Source organism: Halomonas sp. OfavH-34-E (assembly GCF_024124525.1).
GTDB lineage: Bacteria > Pseudomonadota > Gammaproteobacteria > Pseudomonadales > Halomonadaceae > Halomonas > Halomonas litopenaei.
Genome location: NZ_JAMXRY010000062.1, coordinates 12,777 through 30,168, shown reverse-complemented (window position 1 = coordinate 30,168; position 17,392 = coordinate 12,777). Strand labels below are relative to the sequence as shown.

Here is a 17,392-nt window from a genome sequence, read left to right as displayed (position 1 = left end):
GGTGAGCCGGGCTGGTCGGTGCTGGCCTATCTGCAGCGACTCGATCTGGGCGCCTGGGCCGACGCCCTGAAGCCCTTGGCCGGTGCCATGCCGGAAGGCGGCTCCAGTGGCGGCGGCGGGGCGGGACTGTCACGCCTGGAGGCCCGCACCGACTGCCTGAGCGACGGCGATCGTTGTCTCGGCACGCTGACCATCGACGCCAGTCCCCGCTTCAGCCGAGGTGCCAGGCAGTGGCAGGCGGCGCTTGGCGGAAGCCTGGTCGACGGCCAGGTGACCTACCGCCCGGGTACTACCCAGCCACTGGTGCTCGATCTCGATCGACTGGAGCTGGACAACTTGATTCCCGAGAGCGGGCAAACGGCGGTTCAGGGTGCCGAGTCCGGCTCTTTGTTCGGTGAGCTTGAAGTCACCAGCGCGCCCGCGGCCTTCCCGCAGCGAGTGCGCGAGCTGCCCGACGGGCGTCTCACCATCGACGATATCGTGTACCAGGGCAATCGGGTCGGGCCCTTCAACGGCGCATGGCGTTCCAGCAGTGATCGGCTGTCGGTCGAGCCGGTATCCCTCACCCTGGGCGAGGTCACGGCAGAAGGGTCGCTGGTATGGGAGGCTTCCGGTAGTCAGGCCAGCCTGACGCGCTCGCGACTGGCGCTCACCGGGGGTGATCCCGGGACCGCGCTGGCGGCGCTCGGGCAGGACGTGGCGGTACGCGCCGAAAGACTCGATGTGGACAGTCAGCTGGCCTGGCCGGGGGCCCCCTGGCAGTTTGCGCTGGCCCGATCACGCGGTAGCCTGAACGTCGATATGGTCGACGGAACCTTCGCCAATATCAGCTCGCCCTCGGCCAAGGTGGTGGGACTACTCAACGTCGACAACCTGCTGCGGCGCCTGCGTCTGGATTTCTCGGACGTCACCGGTGAGGGTACCGCCTTCGACCGTGTCAGTGGTGCCGCGACCCTGTATGGTGGAGTGTTGGAAACCGAAGGGCCGATTCGTATCGATGGCCCCGCCACCGACTTTACCCTGGACGGCTCCGCCGACCTGGCGCGACGTCAGCTCGACCTGATGCTCGGTGTGACCGTGCCGGTCAGCAACAACCTGCCGCTGGCAGCCGTGGCCGTAGGGGCGCCCGTCGTGGGCGGTGCCCTGTTTGTGGCCGACAAGCTGTTCGGCGACGTCATCGACCGGGTGACGCGAATTCACTATCTGGTGCAGGGTCCCTGGACCTCGCCCCGGATCACTCTGGAAAGTGCTCAATGACATCTCAAGCTGCATCCTTCGATGAGGCCGTGGCCACCCTGTTGATCCCGGGAGGCCTCGATCTCGGCGGTCTCGATACGGGTCTCCGGCACGCCCTGGGCCCTGGCATCGACTACGCCGATCTGTACTTTCAGCGGACCTGGCAAGAGGGCTGGGTGCTGGAGGACGGTGAGGTCAAGGAAGCCAGCTACAACATCGACGGTGGCGTCGGGGTGCGCGCCATGGCCGGCGAGAAGACCGGCTTCGCCTACTCCAACCAGATCAACGCCGATGCCCTGGCCGAGACGGGCCGCACCGCTTCGGGCATCGTGCGCAGCGGCGCCACCCTGACCCAGGCGCCACGCATCCAGGTCAGTGCCGAGCCGCGCTACGCGGGCATCGACCCGCTGTCAGGGCTGTCGGCCGAAGACAAGGTCGCCATGCTCAAGCTGGCCGACCGGGTGGCCCGGGCTGCCGACCCCAGTGTGTCCCAGGTCAGCGCCTCGCTGTCCGGCGTCTACGAAGTGGTACTGGTCAGCGCCAGTGACGGCACCGTCGCCGCCGACGTGCGCCCGCTGGTGAGGCTCAATGTCAGTGTCATCGCGGTCAAGAACGGCCGGCGTGAGCGCGGCAGCGCCGGTGGTGGCGGCCGCTACCCCATGGCAAGACTGCGCGACGAAGGCGTCGCCGAGACCTACGCCAAGGAAGCGGTGCGTCAGGCGCTGGTCAACCTGGAGGCGACCGATGCCCCCGCCGGACAGATGCCGGTGGTGCTGGGGGCCGGCTGGCCCGGCATCCTGCTGCACGAGGCGGTGGGCCATGGCCTCGAGGGCGACTTCAATCGCAAGGGCAGCTCGGCCTTCGCCGGTCGTATCGGCGAGCGGGTGGCGTCGCCCGGCGTTACCGTGGTCGACGACGGCACCCTGATGGATCGCCGTGGTTCGATGTCGGTGGACGACGAGGGCACCCCCAGCCAATGCACCACCCTGATCGAGGACGGCATCCTTACCGGCTACATGCAGGACAAGCTGAACGCCCGCCTGATGGGCATGGCGCCCACCGGTAACGCCCGTCGCGAGTCCTTCGCCCATATGCCGATGCCGCGCATGACCAATACCTACATGCGCGCCGGCATGGACGACCCCCAGGACATCATCAAGAGCGTCTCGCGCGGGCTTTACGCGGTCAGCTTCGGCGGCGGCCAGGTGGACATCACCTCGGGCAAGTTCGTGTTCTCGGCGAGTGAAGCCTACTTGATCGAGGACGGTCGGATCACCGCGCCGGTCAAGGGGGCGACGCTGATCGGCAATGGCCCCGAAGCCATGGGCCAGGTCTCGATGATCGGCCACGACATGGAACTGGACACCGGTATCGGGGTGTGCGGCAAGGAAGGACAGGGGGTGCCGGTGGGCGTCGGTCAGCCGACCCTCAAGCTTGACGAGTTGACCGTGGGTGGCACCCAATCCTGATACAGCCGAGGCAAGCTAGCTGATCGACAAGGCGGCGCCGACGGAGGTGTCGGCGCCAAGGCGGAGCATGCAGGACCTAGGCACTTTTCAGAAAAGCCCTAGGGCGGTGGCGGTAACGCCGTCGAGCGCAGTCACTCGTCAGACTGGCCCTCGAGCCCGGCGGTTAGATCCCTGCGGTATCACGCAATAGCTTGTAAAGCCGCTTGGCGTTGGTGGGGGGCTTGTTCTGCTCGCGCTCCTTGCGGGCGTTGCGGATCAGCTGACGCAGCGCCTGGCGATCGGCCTGGGGATAGTCTTCGAGGAAGGGTTCGACGGCGTCATCACCTTCTTCGATCAGGCGATCACGCCACTTTTCCAGGCGCAGGAAGGCATGGTCGCGCTGGACCTGGGCCTTCTCGATGTCGTCGAAGACCGCCTGGATGGCCTCCAGGTCTTCCTTGCGCATCAGCTTGCCGACGTACTGCATATGGCGGCGTCTGGCCTCGCGGGCACGAATGCGGTCGGTCTCGTCGATGGCGCGAAGCAGATCGTCCGACAGCGGGAAGCGGGCGCGCTCCTCGGGCTTCATCGCGATGAAGCGCTCGCCCAGCGCCTGCAGCTCGTGCATCTCCCGCTTGAGCTGGGACTTGCTGGGGCGGTCGTCGGGGGAAAGGTCATCCTGGGTCATACCGGGTCCCTGGTGAAGGCATCGGGGAAAATCGAAAAGGCGGTGGTCGCGCCGGGCGCGACGTCCGCGAAAGTATACCAGCCTGTGGCGCCCGAGGCGCCGCAGGATGACAGTCTCAGCCGACCCCTATGGTCGGACAAGGAGTACAAGATGACACAGGCGTTTGATGCCAGAGCCCAGCAGGCGGTGCTGGAAAGTCGTGCCGAGACCGCGCTCGAGCTTGCTCGGCGACTGGGTGCGGATGCCTGCGAGGTCGGCGCCAGCGTCGATCAGGGCACCGGTGTAAGCGTGCGCGAGGGCGATGTGGAGTCGGTGGAGCTGTCCCGCGATCAGGGCATCGCCGTCACCGTCTATCTGGGCAAGCGCAAGGGCAGCGCCTCGTCCACCGATGCCAGCGACGCCTCGATCAAGAGCGTGGTCGAGAAGGCCATCGCCATCGCACGCTACACCGGCGAGGATCCTGCCTCCGGGCTTGCCGACGCCGAGCTGATGGCGACCGAGTTGCCGGATCTCGACGTTCATCACCCCTGGGCGCTGGACACGGACAAGGCGATAGAGCTGGCGCTTGCCTGCGAGGCGGCGGGCCTGGCCGAGCCGGGTATCCGCAGCTCCGACGGCGCCAGCCTGTCGAGCGGCGAGGGCGTTCGCGTCTACGCCAACAGCCATGGTTTTCTCGGCAGCCAGCGCGGCAGCCGTCACTCGCTTTCCTGCCTGCTGATCGCCGAGGACGCATCCGGCATGCAGCGGGACTACGACTACACCAGCGCCCGGGATCCACGGGCGCTGCGTGACCCGGCGGAGGTCGGCCGCAGCGCCGCCGAGCGTACGCTACAGCGCCTCGGGGGGCAGCGCCCCCAGACCGGGCGTTTTCCTGTGATGTTCGACCCGACCCTGGCAAGCGGCCTGATCGGCCACCTGATGTCGGCCCTGGCCGGCGGCGCCATCTACCGCGACGCCTCCTTCCTGTGTGGCCGCCTGGGTGAGACTCTGTTTCCCGAGTGGTTCAGCCTCGCCGAGCAGCCGATGCTGGTGGGTGGCATGGCCAGCAGTCCGTTCGACGGCGACGGCGTCCAGACCCGCAACAATCGCTTTATCGAGCAGGGGCGTCTGGCCAGCTACATGCTGTCGGCCTACAGCGCGCGTCGGCTCGGCATGCAGACCACCGCCAACGCCGGCGGGGCACGCAACCTGCGCCTCGAAGCACCGCTGGAAAGCCGCGAGGCGCTGCTCTCGAAGATGGATCGGGGCGTACTGGTCACGGAGCTGATGGGGCAGGGCGTCAACGGCGTCACCGGTGACTATTCCCGCGGTGCGGCCGGTTTCTGGGTCGAGAACGGCCAGATTCAGCATCCCGTCGAGGAGTTCACCATCGCCGGCAACCTGGCAGGCATGTTCCAGGGTCTGGTGGGACTGGGGGATGATATCGATACCCGTGGCAGCATCCACAGCGGTAGCTGGTTGATCGATGAGATGACCATCGCCGGTAGCTGACAGTCTCTGGAAACGTCAATTCACTGCTTACTGAGTAGTGAGACCTGCGGCGGCCCTCGGGGCCGCCGTTTTCATGCCGTTGAGTCCTTCGTGCCGCGAAGACGCTATGCTGAGCCAGAGGCAGGGCTCTGGCCGCCAGGGCTCGCGACCGACAATCGGGGTGCGGGGATGACAATGAAGCGGTTTTCCTGGCTGCTGCTGGCAATGGCAGGCAGCCTGGTCTCGAACGCAGTGGCAGCGACCGCAGAGGCCACCGAGCCATCCAGCTCGGACGGTGCGGTCAATCTGGATACCTATGTGCGGGCGCAGACCGACACCCACTTCCAGAACTATGCCGATGACGGCTATTTTGGCAGCCTGCGCCATGACCGCGCGCCGTTGCCGGTGGACGCCGAGGTGGTTCGGGTCAATCGGGATATCCTGCACAGCGTCGGCGTCTTCGATCTGGCCTCACCGGTGACCTTCACCGCCCCGGCCAGCGCCACCCGACTGCAGTCCATGCAGGTGGTCAACCAGGACCACTACACCCCGATGATGTCCTACGGTGGACGCGAGATCGTGCTGGATGAAGAGAGCGTCGGTTCGCGCTATGCCCTGGTCATGTTCCGTACCCAGGTGGACGCCGACTCGAGCGCGGACATCGCCGAAGCCAACGCGCTGCAGGATGCCATCGAGTGGTCCCAGGATGACGCGGGAGAGCTGTCATTGCCCGAGTGGGATATGGAGCGACTGAGCGAGGTAAGAGAGGCGGTGCTTGGTCTGTCGCCCTTTATCTCCGGCAGCCACGGCATGTTTGGCGCTGAAGACAGCGTCGACCCGGTGCGGCATCTGTGGGGGACGGCCGCGGGTTGGCTGGGCCAGCCCATCGAGGACGCCTACTACGTCACCGTCAGCCCGCTTCACAATGATGGCGAGACGCCTCAGGTGCTGATTCTGCCGGTGGACGTGCCGGTCACCGGGTTCTGGTCGGTAACCGTCTATGATGCCAGAGGGCGTCTGATCGAGGGCGCCGAAGGGGCGCACTCCCTGACCAGTGTCGAGGCCGACGCCAACGAGGATGGTTCGGTAACCCTCCACTTTGGCGGCGACCCCCAGGCACCCAACCACCTGGCGATCGCCCCGGGATGGACGTATACCTTACGCTTCTACCGCCCGGCCGAAGCCCTGATCAAGGGCGATTGGCTGCCGCCGTCGCCGACCCCGGTGGGGCTACCAGTGCCGGGCTCTGGCTAGATATAAAGCTCGGGCTGGATAGAAAAAGAGGAACGTCCATCCCTGTGGATGGACGCTGTCACCAACACCTGCTGCGCTTCTACCGCCCGGCAGAAGCCCTGATCAAGGGCGATTGGCTGCCACCTTCTCCCACCCCGGTGGAATTGCCGGTGCCGGGCTCGGGCTAGCCCTGAGACGCCTTGAGCGCCTGGTCCAGGTCCGCCATCAGATCGTCGACATGCTCGATGCCGACAGACAGGCGCACCATGTCCGCGGTGACCCCGGCGGCGGCCAGTTCCTCGTCATTGAGCTGGCGATGGGTGGTCACCGCCGGAATCGCCGAGCAGGTCTTGGCGTCACCGATATTGACCAAGCGCAGGATCAGCCCGAGCGCGTCGTAGAAGCGCACCCCGGCGTCTCGTCCGCCCTTGATGCCGAAGCTCAAGATGCCGGAGGCCTGGCCGTTCATGTAGCGCTTGGCCAGCTCGTGGTCCTTGTGATGTGAAAGGCCAGCGTACTTGACCCAGGACACCGCCTCGTGGCCCTCGAGGTACTCGGCGATAGTCTGGGTGTTGGCACAGATGCGCTCGATACGCAGCGCCAGTGTCTCGAGACCCTGCAGCAGATTCCAGGCGGCCTGGGCGCTGAGGGCCGCCCCCATGTTGCGCAGTGGCACGACCCGGGCGCGGGCGATAAAGGCCGCGTCGCCGACGTCTCGGGTATAGCTGATGCCGTGATAGGAGGGGTCGGGCTCGTTGAGCAGCGCAAAGCGTTCGGCATGGCTGGCCCAGGGGAAGCGACCGGAATCGACGATCACGCCACCCACGGTGGTGCCGTGGCCACCGATATACTTGGTCGCGGAGTGCACCACGATATCGGCGCCGTGTTCGATCGGTCGCCACAGGAAGGGCGTGGCCACGGTGTTGTCGACGATCAGCGGGACACCGTTGTCGTGGGCCACCTGGGCGAGTGCGGCGATGTCCACCACACTGCCCGAAGGGTTGCCGATACTTTCGCAGAACACCGCCTTGGTACGCTCATCGATGCGATCGGCGATGCCGGCGAGGTCGTCCTTGTCGGCGAAGCGGACCTCGATGCCCTGGCGCGGCAGGGTGTGGGCAAAGAGGTTGTAGGTACCGCCGTAGAGTTCGCTGATCGAGACGATATTGTCGCCGCTTTCGGCAAGCGTCTGGATGGTATAGGTAATGGCGGCCATGCCGGAGGCCACCGCCAGGCCAGCGATACCACCTTCCAGGGCGGCCACGCGATTTTCCAGCACCGCGCAGGTGGGGTTCATGATGCGCGAATAGATGTTGCCCTCGACCTTGAGATCGAACAGGTCGGCGGCATGCTGGGCATCATCGAAGGAAAACGATGTGGTCTGGTGGATCGGGACCGCGACAGAGTGCTGGTCGTCAGGGGCGTAGCCGTGGTGCAGGGCGAGGGTTTCGCGTTTCATGGCAGTTCCTTTGATGGCGGTTCCTGGTCGGCCAGGGGAGCGCCTGATGGCGTCTTGAGGTCGGGTCTGTCAGCCTAAGCCGCGGCGGCCGAGGCCTCAATCAGCAAAAGGTGCTGGACCGGCAATGGGCCCGACCGGGGCGCACGATAAAGACACGACACGGGAGCGACAGCGTGGACACACCCTCCAGCGACGCAAGCGAGATCTCGGGCATCGACACCGTGGAGGCGGCGCGGCTCTTCGCCACGGCGGCTCACGGCGCCATCGGTCAGCGGCGCAAGTACCTGGACACCCCCTACATCGAGCATCCCGCCGCTGTGGCAGCGCTGGTCAGCCGCCACTGTCCCGGCGACCCCGCCATGGTTGCCGCCGCCTGGTTGCACGATGTACTGGAGGACACCCAGGTGACGGCCCAGACACTGGGCGACAACTTCGGGGAAGAGGTGACCGCGCTGGTGTTGGCGCTAAGCGATCTCGAAGGGCCTGAGGTGGGCAACCGCGCCGTGCGCAAGCGCTTGGCGCTGGAGCGTCTGGCACAAGCCGGCGCCCGCGCCCAGACCATCAAGTACGCCGACCTGATCCACAACACCGGCTCTATCGTCGAGCATGACCCGGGATTTGCACGCCTCTACCTGAAGGAAAAGCGAGCCCTGCTCGAGGCCATGACCGAGGGGGAGGTCGGCCTTCGTCGCTTGGCCTGGGAGGTGCTTGAGCAGGCCGAGGCCCGTCTTCGACAGCGCAGACAACAGGGAGAGAGCCCCACCGGCAGGTGAGGCTCCTGGGAGCGATCAGCCAATAGCGCGGACGCTCTAGAATTGCAGACCCAGGGCCAGCCCCCCGAGTACGTAGCAGAACAGGGTGATCAGGGCGACGCCGATCACGTTGAGCACGATCCCGCCACGGGCCATCTGCGAGATGGTGACGGCGCCGGAGCCGAACACGATGGCGTTGGGCGGCGTGCCCACCGGCAGCATGAAGGCGCAGGTCGCGGCGAAGGCGGCAGGTATCAGCAGCGTCATGGCGTCGGCGCCAATGCCGACGGCGACCCCGCCCAGCACCGGGATGAAGGTCGCGGCGGTGGCAGTGTTGGAGGTGATCTCGGTAAGAAACAGCACGATCGTCGTCACCGCCACCACCAGCGCCACCATCGGCAGCGCTCCCAGCGCGCTGACCTGTTCGCCGAACCAGCCGTCGAGCCCTGACGCTGCCACCGCGCTGGCCAGCGACAGGCCGCCGCCGAACAGCAGCAGTACGCCCCAGGGCAGGCCATCCTCGGCGTCCTGCCAGTCCAGCACCATGTCGCCCTTGGCGTTGCCCGGCAGGAAAAACAGCACGATACCGGCGCCGATGGCGATGGCGGTGTCATTCAAGGCGTCAAGGAACGAAAACCAGTCGCCGATCAGCGGCAGGCTGGCGATCAGCCCCGGCACCACCCACAGAAAGGCCGCGCCGGCGAACACGAACATCACCATGCGTTCGCCCTGGCCGAGCGGTCCCAGGTGATCGAGCTGGTCTTCGATCATCGCCTTGCCGCCGGGAATCTCATCGAGCTTGAAGCGATAGAGCACCCGGGTCATGAGTACCCAGCCGATCAGGATAAAGGTCAGCGCCAGGGGCAGACCGACCATCATCCACTGCAGGAACCCGATGTCCCGGCCCAGTTCGTCGGCGGCGTAGCCGGCGACGATGGCGTTGGGGGGAGAGCCCAGCAGGGTGCCAAGCCCGCCCATGGAGGCCGACCAGGCGATGGCCAGTACCAGGCAGACACCGAAGCTGCGGATGTTGTCATCCTTGATGATGTCCGAGACGCGGCCGCCCTTGTGCAGGTCTTCTCCGACCGCGTCACTGTCCTGTGAGCTCGAGCGTTCCACCACCAGGGTCAGCACCGACAGCGCAATCGGCAGCATCATCAGGGTGGTGGCGGTGTTGGACACCCACATGGACAGAAAACCGGTGGCCAGCATCATGCCGAGCACGATACGACGAGGTTCGACCCCGACGCGATGCAGGGTGGTCAGGGCGATACGCCGGTGCAGTTGCCACTTTTCCATGGCGATGGCGATCAGAAATCCACCGAGAAACAGAAACACGATGGAGCTGGCGTAGGGAGCGGTGGCCTCGGACACCGAGCGTTCGGTCAGCATGGGAATCAACACGATGGGCAGCAGCGAGGTGACCGACAGCGGAATCGCCTCGGTCATCCACCAGATCGCCATCAGGGTGCCGATGGCGGCCACCCAGCGGGCATCTGGCGACATCGACTCGGCACCCCCAAGGGCCACCCAGACCATGGCCGCACCGGCCAGCCCGAAGGCCCGCAACGACCAGATCAGCCGAGGCGAGCGTCCGCCGCTGTCGCTGTCAACGTCCTGTTGTTGTGTAAGTGACTCTGCCATGGGGCCTCCCGCCGATCGCGAAGATGGATGTGACACTGCGGTGATGTACCGCCATCTCAGCGTAGACGAGGGCCAGGGACGCCGAGTTTGGGGGCCGACGTCGGCGAACAGGATGGAGCGAACCGGCACAGCCTGATAGGTCATCCTCTCGGGCGGGGACCAGGTGGCGAGAAGCGAGAGACGAAAGACGAAAGACGAAAGACGAAAGACGAAAGACGAAAGGCGGGCCGAGAGACTAAAGACGAGAGGTGAGAGACGAGAGGCTGTCTGCGGACCTCAGACAACGGCGTCAGACGGGGCCTTTGGGGTGACGTCATCGAGTCGATGGTAACTGGCCAGCAGGCGGCGGCTGACGCGAACATTGTTGTGAAGCCGCTGTCTGTCGTCATTGGACGTCGACGCCTCGCCATGGCGCTCGAGACAGGCTTCGGCCCGATCCAGCAGTTCGCCAAGCTGGGCGGGAGTAAAGTCGTGGCCCGATGATGTCCGTTGCGAGGCAGGCAGGGAGGCGTCCTGCGGCAGCAGTTCCAGGATGCGGTGGTACTGGCTATGCAGCAGACGCTGGAGGGCGCGGGCGAGTTCCTGTGACAGGTCGGCCTGAAGGCCTTCGGTAGCGACCTTGTCGTCAAGTTCCAGCAGTGCCGGTACACGGGGATCGACGCCGTGGATGGCGTGTTCGCCTTCGGGGTGCTTCAGCGTCAGCGGTATCAGCATGCGGTAGAGATGAAGGCGGTCGCGCTCCAGCGATTTGCGCGTGGCGTCGGCTTCCTGGCTCAGGCGGTTGAACTTGACCTGGGCGCCGAGGGCGTTGATCTGACTGACCGAACGGGAATAGCCGATCACCAGCGCGCTGACGAGACCCAACGAGAACAGCGATACCGCTGCACCTCCGTTGACGTCGTCGCGACTGTCCAGCAGCCAATAGCTCAGAGCGGCGCTGGCGATGACGATCACCAGTGCCACCCAGGTATTGGTGCGCGTTGATTCCTTCCTGCTGTGCATCCTTGCCCCCCGCCCCCAGCCACCTGGTGTGCCTTTCGTCGGGTACACCAGGAAAGGCTGGGTGCTGTCTGTCGCTCCCTGGTTCGCCACGCTGGGCGAACCTGACTGGGGCCAGCCTAGCAGCGGGTCAGCGTCGGCGAAACGCCTGTCGACTCAGTGGTCGATGTAGACATAGTGCTGCCAGCCGAGCATGCGCAACAGCACCTTGCGCATGATGGCGACGTGGTGGAAGTGCTCGGTGTAGACCGCTGCCTGGGCGCCGATGCCCAGCGGCATGTCCGGCATATCCTGGCCCGGGGCGAGCTTCAGGGTCACCAGCGCAGGGGCGTCGGTCCTGGCGAAGGCGTCGGCGCCCAGCAGTCGATCACCGGCGGCGACCTGGGACTCGGCGATGGCCGGCAGCACCTCGATGACTTCGGCGGCGAACACCTGGCCCGGCAGGGCGGTGAAGGTCAGTTCGGCCTCGTCGCCTGGCTGGATGCGGTTGAGCGCCTGCTGGCGGAAGGCGCCGGTAAAGCGGCCGGGTTCGTCATGCACGAAGACCCCCAGTGGCTTTAGCGGCAGCGGTACCGCCATCATTCCCGGGCGCACCGCGAGCTGTGTCAGAAAGCCGTCCGTGGGAGCGCGGATGACCGTGTTTTGCAGATCATATTGTGCCTCGGCCAGTTGGGCGCGCTTGGCGACGACCAACGGGTCCTCGTCGTCGCCGTCGGGGCGCTGTTCGGCGCGGGCCCGCTCGAGGGCGGCCTCGGCCTGGGCGACACGTGCAGCCGCGGTCTGGGCATTCTGGGAGGCTTCGTCGATCTGCTGCCGGCTGAAGGCCGAGGAGGCGGCCTGATAACGTGCCAGGGTCCGACTGGCCTGATCTCTATCGGCCTGGGCCGCCACCAGGTTGGCCTCGGCCTCGGCAACGCCGGCACTGCGACTGTCGGAATTGCGCAGGGCGTCTTCGAGCTCCGCCGTCAGCCGCTCTACACGGGACTCGAACTGGGTGGCGTCCAGGATGAACAGCGGGGTACCGGCCTCGACCAGGGTGTTGGGGTCGACCTCGACGGAGCTGACCCGGGCCCGGACCTCGGATACCAGCGGCGTCACCGCGTAGGCCTGGCGAACCTGGCGGGTAAAGGGATGGTTGTAGTTCATCAGCAGCACCAGGGTCGCGACCACGATGATGCCGCCGAGTACCGCAGTGGGGACCGTCCACTTGTTGAGCGGGATGCGGAAGATCTTGAACACGGCGATACACAGCGCCGCATAGGTCAGCACGATAAGCAGATCCATCAGTCCTGACCTCCCTGGGTATTGCCGGACGTAGATTGGGCGCGAGCCGGTTGCTCGGCCTGGAGCGACGGCGCTAAGGCCTCCTGGGCGTCGAGCCGCTGGCGCAGGTGGTCGAGTTCGAGGCGTAACTCGTCGATCTCGCTGCGCTCTCGCGCCTGTTCTTCCTCGATCTGCTTGAAGCCCCAGCCGCGATCCGGCCGGTAGAGGGTGGCCCAGATCCACAGGAAGGGCCACAGCACATGCAGGGTGAACAGGCTGACCCAGCCGGCGACGTGGATCGCGTCCTGGTGCGGATGGTCGCGCTTCTTGGCGATACCGTAGGGGATGTCGTGGATGACGATGACACCGTAGAACAGGGTCAACACCACGAAGCACAGGATGCCGAGGGCAAAGTAGTTCAGCATGCAATGACCTTTTTTCGCGGACCTGCGCAACGTGCGAGGTCGATTTCAATCATGGAACATGCATGTAACGATAGCAGGATCGAGCCCTGACAAAGCCAACGGATGCTTAGGCGGCGTCAACGGGGAGCTAGGCGTGTCGAAGCTAGGGCGCGTCGAGGCTAGGGCGTATCGAAGCTAGGGCGTGTCGAAGCAAGGGCCAGGGGCCGAGCCGACAGGAGGAAGGTCAAGAAGAATGCTGGACCTGAGGTCGAATGAAGTGTGCTCGCTCGACGGGTCCGAAAAGATGGTGCGGATGGGGAGACTCGAACTCCCACGCGCTAAGGCACTAGAACCTAAATCCCGATTGGCCTGTCAGAATTTAGCCAATATGGCCTATTATCAGTGCTTTGCATGCCGGGCGCACCGACTGCAATGTGACCGTTTGCATCGATTGGTACACACATAGGCGGGCCTACGTGGTGCCGGCGTCACAATCTGGTCACAGCACAACGCGCCATGGGACACCTATGGCAGGTCGTGTTACGTGGACCGCTTCCTGTGCAGCTCTGTTCTACGCTGAAACCTATCGCTTTGTTTACAGGGGACAGGGATGGTCACGCAGATGATCAGTTATCAAGTGGTGGAGAGCGGGCTGGAAATGCGGTGCTTGGTTTGCCAAGCCGTCGAATTTCAGGAGACAGGGCGGCAAGGCTGGAGGCTTTTCGAAGTGGTGCCAGACGGTCCTTGGGGCAGATGCTTCATCATTACGTGCAGGGCCTGTGGCCACAAGAACCTGCGCGCCTCTATGCAGCCCGACTGGTATGGCTGAGGTGGGCAGTCAACTACGACATCACGCTGTGACGCCATCTCAATGACCCACGGGGCTCATGAGTCTGGTGTCTTTGGTAGTCTGCAGGCAGACGGCTGAGCCTGCACAGACTTACTCGGCTAGTACCGCTTCGGCACAGAAGCTGACATCATGTTCTACGCTAAGCACTAGGAGGCTAGACGTAGGATAGTCATGTTGGACATGCCGATGATCAATTTTGCGACCGTGGAAGGCGGCTGGGAAATGTACTGCCTGAAATGCCACTCTGCCGAGTTCAACGTCACCGATCGCTCACCGTGGAGCCAGTTCGAGATCCGGCCGGGTGCCCCGCATGGGAGGTGCTACATCATAAAATGCCGTTCATGTGGCCACGAGGCTATCCGGAACTCACTGCAACCGGATTGAGCGCCACTTTTCGTAGAGCTGACTCGTGCCCGTACTGATTGTCTCGCACGGCCATACCGGCCAGGGGCCAGCAAGACCCAGTGGTGCCAATGAGCGAGTACGAGATCATCCAGTGGCGCAAACGCCTCGAGCGCAAGGGTTGGCTCGGCCTGAGCCGGTCATCGCCTCCGATCGACAGACTGGTCGAGTATCACGTTGTCTGGCAGGGTTGGCTGATCAGCGGGCGCTGTGTGCTTGGTAAGGAGATCAAGGACGACTGGTGGGAACCAGGCACGCCGCAGTACCTGCTTTCCCGCAAGCACGGTATCAGCGATGGCGTGTGGCGGCTGGCGAAGGATCCGGGGGCAGAGGTGGGGCAGGTGAGGAAAAGGTTTGTACGGTCCTGAAATATGAAAACGCCATGGCCTAACAATTTTTACCACTGAGGATTTATCATTGTTTTCATGGTTTGATGTCCTAAAGGTTTTTGTTGCTGGAACGACAACTTTTGCTTTTTCATATATGTTAAAGCCTTTGTTTTTGTTGGGGCGCGATTATGCTTTATGGGCGTACATTGATCGCAGAGTAATAACTAAGGGGCTTAGAGTTTCTGCTGACAGGCACGCTTTAGCCTATCTCGATCTTACCAAGAAATATACACATCAAACATCTATAAAAGTTAGCAGCGAAGTGACCCGGTATTTCATCGGAGATACTGAGGTATACAATGATGAGTTTGACTCTTATGTTTCTTCTCGTAATAGTGCTATAGAGAGATTCTATAAAGAAAAGGAATTCCTTAATCGGCGAGCAATTTTGCTAAATGGGCTGATTCGTCATTATGATCAAAATGAAAACTCGTTAATTGAGAATATTGTTGAAGAGTGTATAGAGAGAAGCGAGTCAATGACACTATATGCGGAGCCCTATAGGATTCGTGGGATTAATTAAGTTACGTTGAGCGGCCTGCTTAGTTTCAATGAAGGTGAAGTCGAACAGGCCATCCTTGGCTCTCACCTCACTCCCAGCTGATCGCCTCAACGGCTTCCACCTTCTCGGCGGCCTTCACCTGATCCTCAAGAGCCTGGCGCTTCCCTGTAGCCAGGCCGCTTGCCTGCATCCAGGCATCGGCCTTGGCGATGATGCGCGTCGCCAGCTCGGTCTTTTCCATGCCCCGGCCAGTAGCCATAGCATCCAGTAGGGGCGTGGCAGTGCCAGAGTCAGCCAGGAATGCCCGTGCCTCTCGCTCCTGCTTGTCCCAGGTCATCTGCTCCGACTCGGGATACTCGCTGCGAATGCTGGCTAGCTCGGCCTCATAGGCTGAGTTGATACGGCGCATGGCTGATTGCCGCGCATCCTCCAGCTTTTCTGCCTCTGTCTTGGGCGGGATCCAGTACACGTTACCCATCAGCCATCTCCTTCTTACGGACCGTCCAGCCGGTGTTGCCGGCAACATCCACGCCCTGTACGATTTCGTAGTCGTCTACACCTGCCATGCCAGTGGGAATGACGTAGCAGGTGTCGGGGTCGTAGTCCTCTGCGTCGATGATCGGGGACTCTCGCCAGTGGGCCTTATGTTCCGGATACTGTCCTGCAATCACTGCTTGGCCGAGGACAACGTGAAGAACACCTCCTGGCCTTGTTGCACCAAAAATAACGGGGGTCCCATCACTCATCGGTGCTGCGTGCAAGTAATGACCATTGGTCGGAAATTCGCCGAAGTCATACTCTTTTTCTTCGCTACCTTTTTTAGCAGTCATAACAAGCCCGTCTATCTCGTAACTGTCGGGAGCATAGGGTACTGCTAAAAATGTGAGTTTCATCATGCTTTCCACCTTCCTTTTGCGAAAAATCTTTCAACACAACTTTCTCGCACCCCGGAGCTGTAACCGACGTAGTAAAAGTCCATTCCGGAGCCAGACGCATTGCTGGTCGTTACGCTTGACCAGAATAGCGATCCCGCTCCAGTAGCAGTTACATCTCCTACCGGTTCTTCAAGAAAAGAAGCTGGGAAATTCCACGTTCCTTGCGATGGTGTGCGGTAAAGCGCTCCCGCGGGGTTCGAGATATCTATATCTCTGCCGGTGGCGATATGTGAGCAAAATTGGGTTCCATCCGCAAAGCGTACCCAAGTGCCATTACTGTTGCTATCAGATTCAATGAGTGGTGAACCAGCTACAGAGGGCATCGTGTCAAAGTCGTTAGGCCCCGATAGCCGCGCATACCGCGCGTCGGCCTGCGAGGTCTTGGGAATGTCATTCGCACCGGTACCCACATTTGCTGCCGCTGCCGTCCCTGCGTCGGAGATGGTGCTCAGAGACTGGGTACCTGTGTGGTTGGCTCGCTGTACCGCATAGTTCTTGGCAGCCTGCTCGGCGCTTGCCGCTGAGCCCGCAGGGTCGGCGCCAACCTGCGCAGGAGTATGAGCAGAGCTTTTTGCCTCGTGCGCGGCGACCGCAGATGAAGCTGTTCCGGCGGGGTCAGCGCTTACATCGCCCGGCACGAGCGTGACGGCGCCAGTTTTGCCGGCAACGCTGGCTACGCTGTCGGTGTTATCGATCTTCGACCAGGTTCCGCCACTACCGCTTTCGTTCGGCGTCCAGAGCAGCATGTCCTTGTTGCGGTACTCGACACCGCCGATGGTCTCGCCATTTGCCGCGCCAGTGACCAGCCAGTAGCTGGCCCCAGTCGGCTCGGCCGGCAGGGAGCCGCTACTTGCATCCCAGGCGCCTTGGGCGACCATGGCGTTAACGGCACGCTGCCGGGAAATCTCCGCCCAGTGAGCGGCGGAGAACTGAGAGCCGTCACCCTCTGGCACCGGCGTATCGTTCGGGTATTGGGCCCAGTGTTGGGCCTCTAGGGCGGAGTCATCTGCGGCGCTTTCTGATCCTGCAGCGTTTAACTCGCTGGCCGCAGCGGCGCTCGCCGAGCCCGCCGCGTTCGAGGCAGAGGTGGCCGCACTAGCTTCGCTCGCTGCTGCTGCACTGGCTGAACTGGCGGCATTCGCCTCGCTGGTCGACGCGGCGTCGGCACTGTCGGAGGCGCTGGATGCCGATGCGCTGGCAGCGCTGGCCGAGCTGGCAGCATTCTGCTCACTCGTGGCCGCGTTTGAGGCTGATTCGCTGGCCGCCGTAGCACTGTCGGCAGCGCTGGATTCGCTTGCGGCCGCCTCACCGGCAGAGGCTCCCGCCTCATCCCGGTACCCGCGGGCTTCGTCCACCAATGCCCGGAACTCGATCACGATGCCAGGCGTCAGGTCCTGTTCGCCTTGCCACTCGACCACCAGCTCGTTCAGATCGGTGGCGGTGGAGTCAGCGCGCACCTCCAGATTCTTGGCGAGCTCGAGGAATGACCGACCTTGCATCACGCGCACGTCGTAGCGGCCCACCTCGACGGAGATGGAGTAGTCGCCCTGAGCGTCGGTGATCGCCTCGGCACGAATGTGGTTCAGGACGGTGGCGGATGTCCTGACGGCGTCAAAGCGGATGGTCGCCCCGGGCAGCGGCTGGCCATAGGGGTCTTTCAGTACGCCGGAAAGCGTCACTGCCATGGTGTGTCTCCCACAAAAAAGCCCGCGCTTGGC

17 protein-coding genes are annotated in these 17,392 nt (G+C 63.4%); 8 read left to right on the top strand and 9 right to left on the bottom strand.

The annotated features are described in order from the left end of the window. Nucleotides 1–1,257: AsmA-like C-terminal region-containing protein (locus NH448_RS20560; protein ID WP_290442909.1), on the top strand; the 1,257-nt coding region annotated here is incomplete at its 5' end. After that, the gene (gene tldD / locus NH448_RS20555) at nt 1,254–2,705 is read left to right on the top strand and encodes a metalloprotease TldD (protein ID WP_253029350.1); all 1,452 of its coding nucleotides are present in this window, start codon (nt 1,254–1,256) and stop codon (nt 2,703–2,705) included. The genes NH448_RS20560 and tldD, both read left to right, overlap by 4 nt. A 163-nt stretch (nt 2,706–2,868) precedes the next feature. Here the strand turns inward: tldD and yjgA are convergent, their stop codons facing one another. Beyond that, nucleotides 2,869–3,372, bottom strand: a complete 504-nt coding sequence (gene yjgA / locus NH448_RS20550; RefSeq protein WP_045993059.1) for a ribosome biogenesis factor YjgA — start codon at nt 3,370–3,372, stop codon at nt 2,869–2,871. Between the two features lie 150 nt (nt 3,373–3,522). Between yjgA and pmbA the strand changes: the two genes are divergently transcribed. From pmbA to NH448_RS23575, 3 genes are all read left to right on the top strand, one after another. Further along, nucleotides 3,523–4,863, top strand: coding sequence for a metalloprotease PmbA (gene pmbA / locus NH448_RS20545; RefSeq protein ID WP_045993060.1), 1,341 nt, complete (start codon nt 3,523–3,525; stop codon nt 4,861–4,863). A gap of 174 nt (nt 4,864–5,037) precedes the next feature. Then, nucleotides 5,038–6,096: a DUF1214 domain-containing protein gene (locus NH448_RS20540; RefSeq protein WP_253029349.1), complete on the top strand. Its 1,059-nt coding sequence runs from the start codon at nt 5,038–5,040 to the stop codon at nt 6,094–6,096. A 44-nt stretch (nt 6,097–6,140) separates the two neighbouring features. Further along, entirely contained in the window at nt 6,141–6,263 is a 123-nt protein-coding gene (locus tag NH448_RS23575; protein ID WP_261395434.1) for a hypothetical protein, read from the top strand. Here the strand turns inward: NH448_RS23575 and NH448_RS20535 are convergent. Next, nucleotides 6,260–7,534, bottom strand: a complete 1,275-nt coding sequence (locus NH448_RS20535) for an aminotransferase class I/II-fold pyridoxal phosphate-dependent enzyme (RefSeq protein ID WP_108132884.1) — start codon at nt 7,532–7,534, stop codon at nt 6,260–6,262. The two genes, NH448_RS23575 and NH448_RS20535, sit on opposite strands and share 4 nt — an antisense overlap. Nucleotides 7,535–7,707: 173 nt before the next feature. Between NH448_RS20535 and NH448_RS20530 the strand changes: the two genes are divergently transcribed. Further along, the gene (locus NH448_RS20530) at nt 7,708–8,307 is read left to right on the top strand and encodes an HD domain-containing protein (RefSeq protein WP_231498651.1); all 600 of its coding nucleotides are present in this window, start codon (nt 7,708–7,710) and stop codon (nt 8,305–8,307) included. 36 nt (nt 8,308–8,343) lie between these two features. On the opposite strand, the gene NH448_RS20525 is transcribed toward NH448_RS20530, so the two are convergent. The 4 genes from NH448_RS20525 to NH448_RS23720 form a co-directional block, all read right to left on the bottom strand. Continuing rightward, nucleotides 8,344–9,930: an SLC13 family permease gene (locus tag NH448_RS20525; protein WP_249742712.1), complete on the bottom strand. Its 1,587-nt coding sequence runs from the start codon at nt 9,928–9,930 to the stop codon at nt 8,344–8,346. 276 nt (nt 9,931–10,206) lie between these two features. Further along, complete coding sequence (locus NH448_RS20520; protein ID WP_253029348.1) at nt 10,207–10,932, bottom strand: hypothetical protein; 726 nt, start codon at nt 10,930–10,932, stop codon at nt 10,207–10,209. A 153-nt stretch (nt 10,933–11,085) separates the two neighbouring features. After that, complete coding sequence (locus NH448_RS20515) at nt 11,086–12,213, bottom strand: HlyD family secretion protein (RefSeq protein ID WP_108132881.1); 1,128 nt, start codon at nt 12,211–12,213, stop codon at nt 11,086–11,088. Then, entirely contained in the window at nt 12,213–12,617 is a 405-nt protein-coding gene (locus NH448_RS23720; protein ID WP_366078351.1) for a DUF3302 domain-containing protein, read from the bottom strand. The genes NH448_RS20515 and NH448_RS23720 overlap by 1 nt, the downstream gene beginning before the upstream one ends. Before the next feature lie 1,302 nt (nt 12,618–13,919). On the opposite strand from NH448_RS23720, the gene NH448_RS20505 reads away from it, so the two are divergent. Together NH448_RS20505 and NH448_RS20500 are read left to right on the top strand one after the other, a co-directional pair. After that, entirely contained in the window at nt 13,920–14,216 is a 297-nt protein-coding gene (locus NH448_RS20505; RefSeq protein WP_253029347.1) for a hypothetical protein, read from the top strand. A 49-nt stretch (nt 14,217–14,265) separates the two neighbouring features. After that, nucleotides 14,266–14,760: a hypothetical protein gene (locus NH448_RS20500; protein WP_253029346.1), complete on the top strand. Its 495-nt coding sequence runs from the start codon at nt 14,266–14,268 to the stop codon at nt 14,758–14,760. 67 nt (nt 14,761–14,827) lie between these two features. Here NH448_RS20500 and NH448_RS20495 read toward each other — a convergent pair whose 3' ends face one another. The 3 genes from NH448_RS20495 to NH448_RS20485 are packed head-to-tail and all read right to left on the bottom strand — an operon-like array spanning nt 14,828 to nt 17,359. Beyond that, nucleotides 14,828–15,217, bottom strand: a complete 390-nt coding sequence (locus NH448_RS20495) for a hypothetical protein (RefSeq protein WP_253029345.1) — start codon at nt 15,215–15,217, stop codon at nt 14,828–14,830. Continuing rightward, nucleotides 15,210–15,635, bottom strand: a complete 426-nt coding sequence (locus NH448_RS20490) for a hypothetical protein (RefSeq protein WP_253029344.1) — start codon at nt 15,633–15,635, stop codon at nt 15,210–15,212. Before NH448_RS20490 ends, NH448_RS20495 begins: the two co-directional genes overlap by 8 nt. After that, entirely contained in the window at nt 15,632–17,359 is a 1,728-nt protein-coding gene (locus NH448_RS20485) for a prophage tail fiber N-terminal domain-containing protein (RefSeq protein WP_253029343.1), read from the bottom strand. The genes NH448_RS20490 and NH448_RS20485 overlap by 4 nt, the downstream gene beginning before the upstream one ends. Nucleotides 17,360–17,392: the final 33 nt, after the last annotated feature.

Coding starts and splice junctions, on each gene's coding strand:
- tldD (WP_253029350.1), top strand. CDS start 1,254: ATGACATCTCAAGCTGCATCCTTCGATGAGGCCGTGGCCACCCTGTTG.
- yjgA (WP_045993059.1), bottom strand. CDS start 3,372: ATGACCCAGGATGACCTTTCCCCCGACGACCGCCCCAGCAAGTCCCAG.
- pmbA (WP_045993060.1), top strand. CDS start 3,523: ATGACACAGGCGTTTGATGCCAGAGCCCAGCAGGCGGTGCTGGAAAGT.
- NH448_RS20540 (WP_253029349.1), top strand. CDS start 5,038: ATGAAGCGGTTTTCCTGGCTGCTGCTGGCAATGGCAGGCAGCCTGGTC.
- NH448_RS20535 (WP_108132884.1), bottom strand. CDS start 7,534: ATGAAACGCGAAACCCTCGCCCTGCACCACGGCTACGCCCCTGACGAC.
- NH448_RS20525 (WP_249742712.1), bottom strand. CDS start 9,930: ATGGCAGAGTCACTTACACAACAACAGGACGTTGACAGCGACAGCGGC.
- NH448_RS20520 (WP_253029348.1), bottom strand. CDS start 10,932: ATGCACAGCAGGAAGGAATCAACGCGCACCAATACCTGGGTGGCACTG.
- NH448_RS20515 (WP_108132881.1), bottom strand. CDS start 12,213: ATGGATCTGCTTATCGTGCTGACCTATGCGGCGCTGTGTATCGCCGTG.
- NH448_RS23720 (WP_366078351.1), bottom strand. CDS start 12,617: ATGCTGAACTACTTTGCCCTCGGCATCCTGTGCTTCGTGGTGTTGACC.
- NH448_RS20505 (WP_253029347.1), top strand. CDS start 13,920: ATGAGCGAGTACGAGATCATCCAGTGGCGCAAACGCCTCGAGCGCAAG.
- NH448_RS20495 (WP_253029345.1), bottom strand. CDS start 15,217: ATGGGTAACGTGTACTGGATCCCGCCCAAGACAGAGGCAGAAAAGCTG.
- NH448_RS20490 (WP_253029344.1), bottom strand. CDS start 15,635: ATGATGAAACTCACATTTTTAGCAGTACCCTATGCTCCCGACAGTTAC.
- NH448_RS20485 (WP_253029343.1), bottom strand. CDS start 17,359: ATGGCAGTGACGCTTTCCGGCGTACTGAAAGACCCCTATGGCCAGCCG.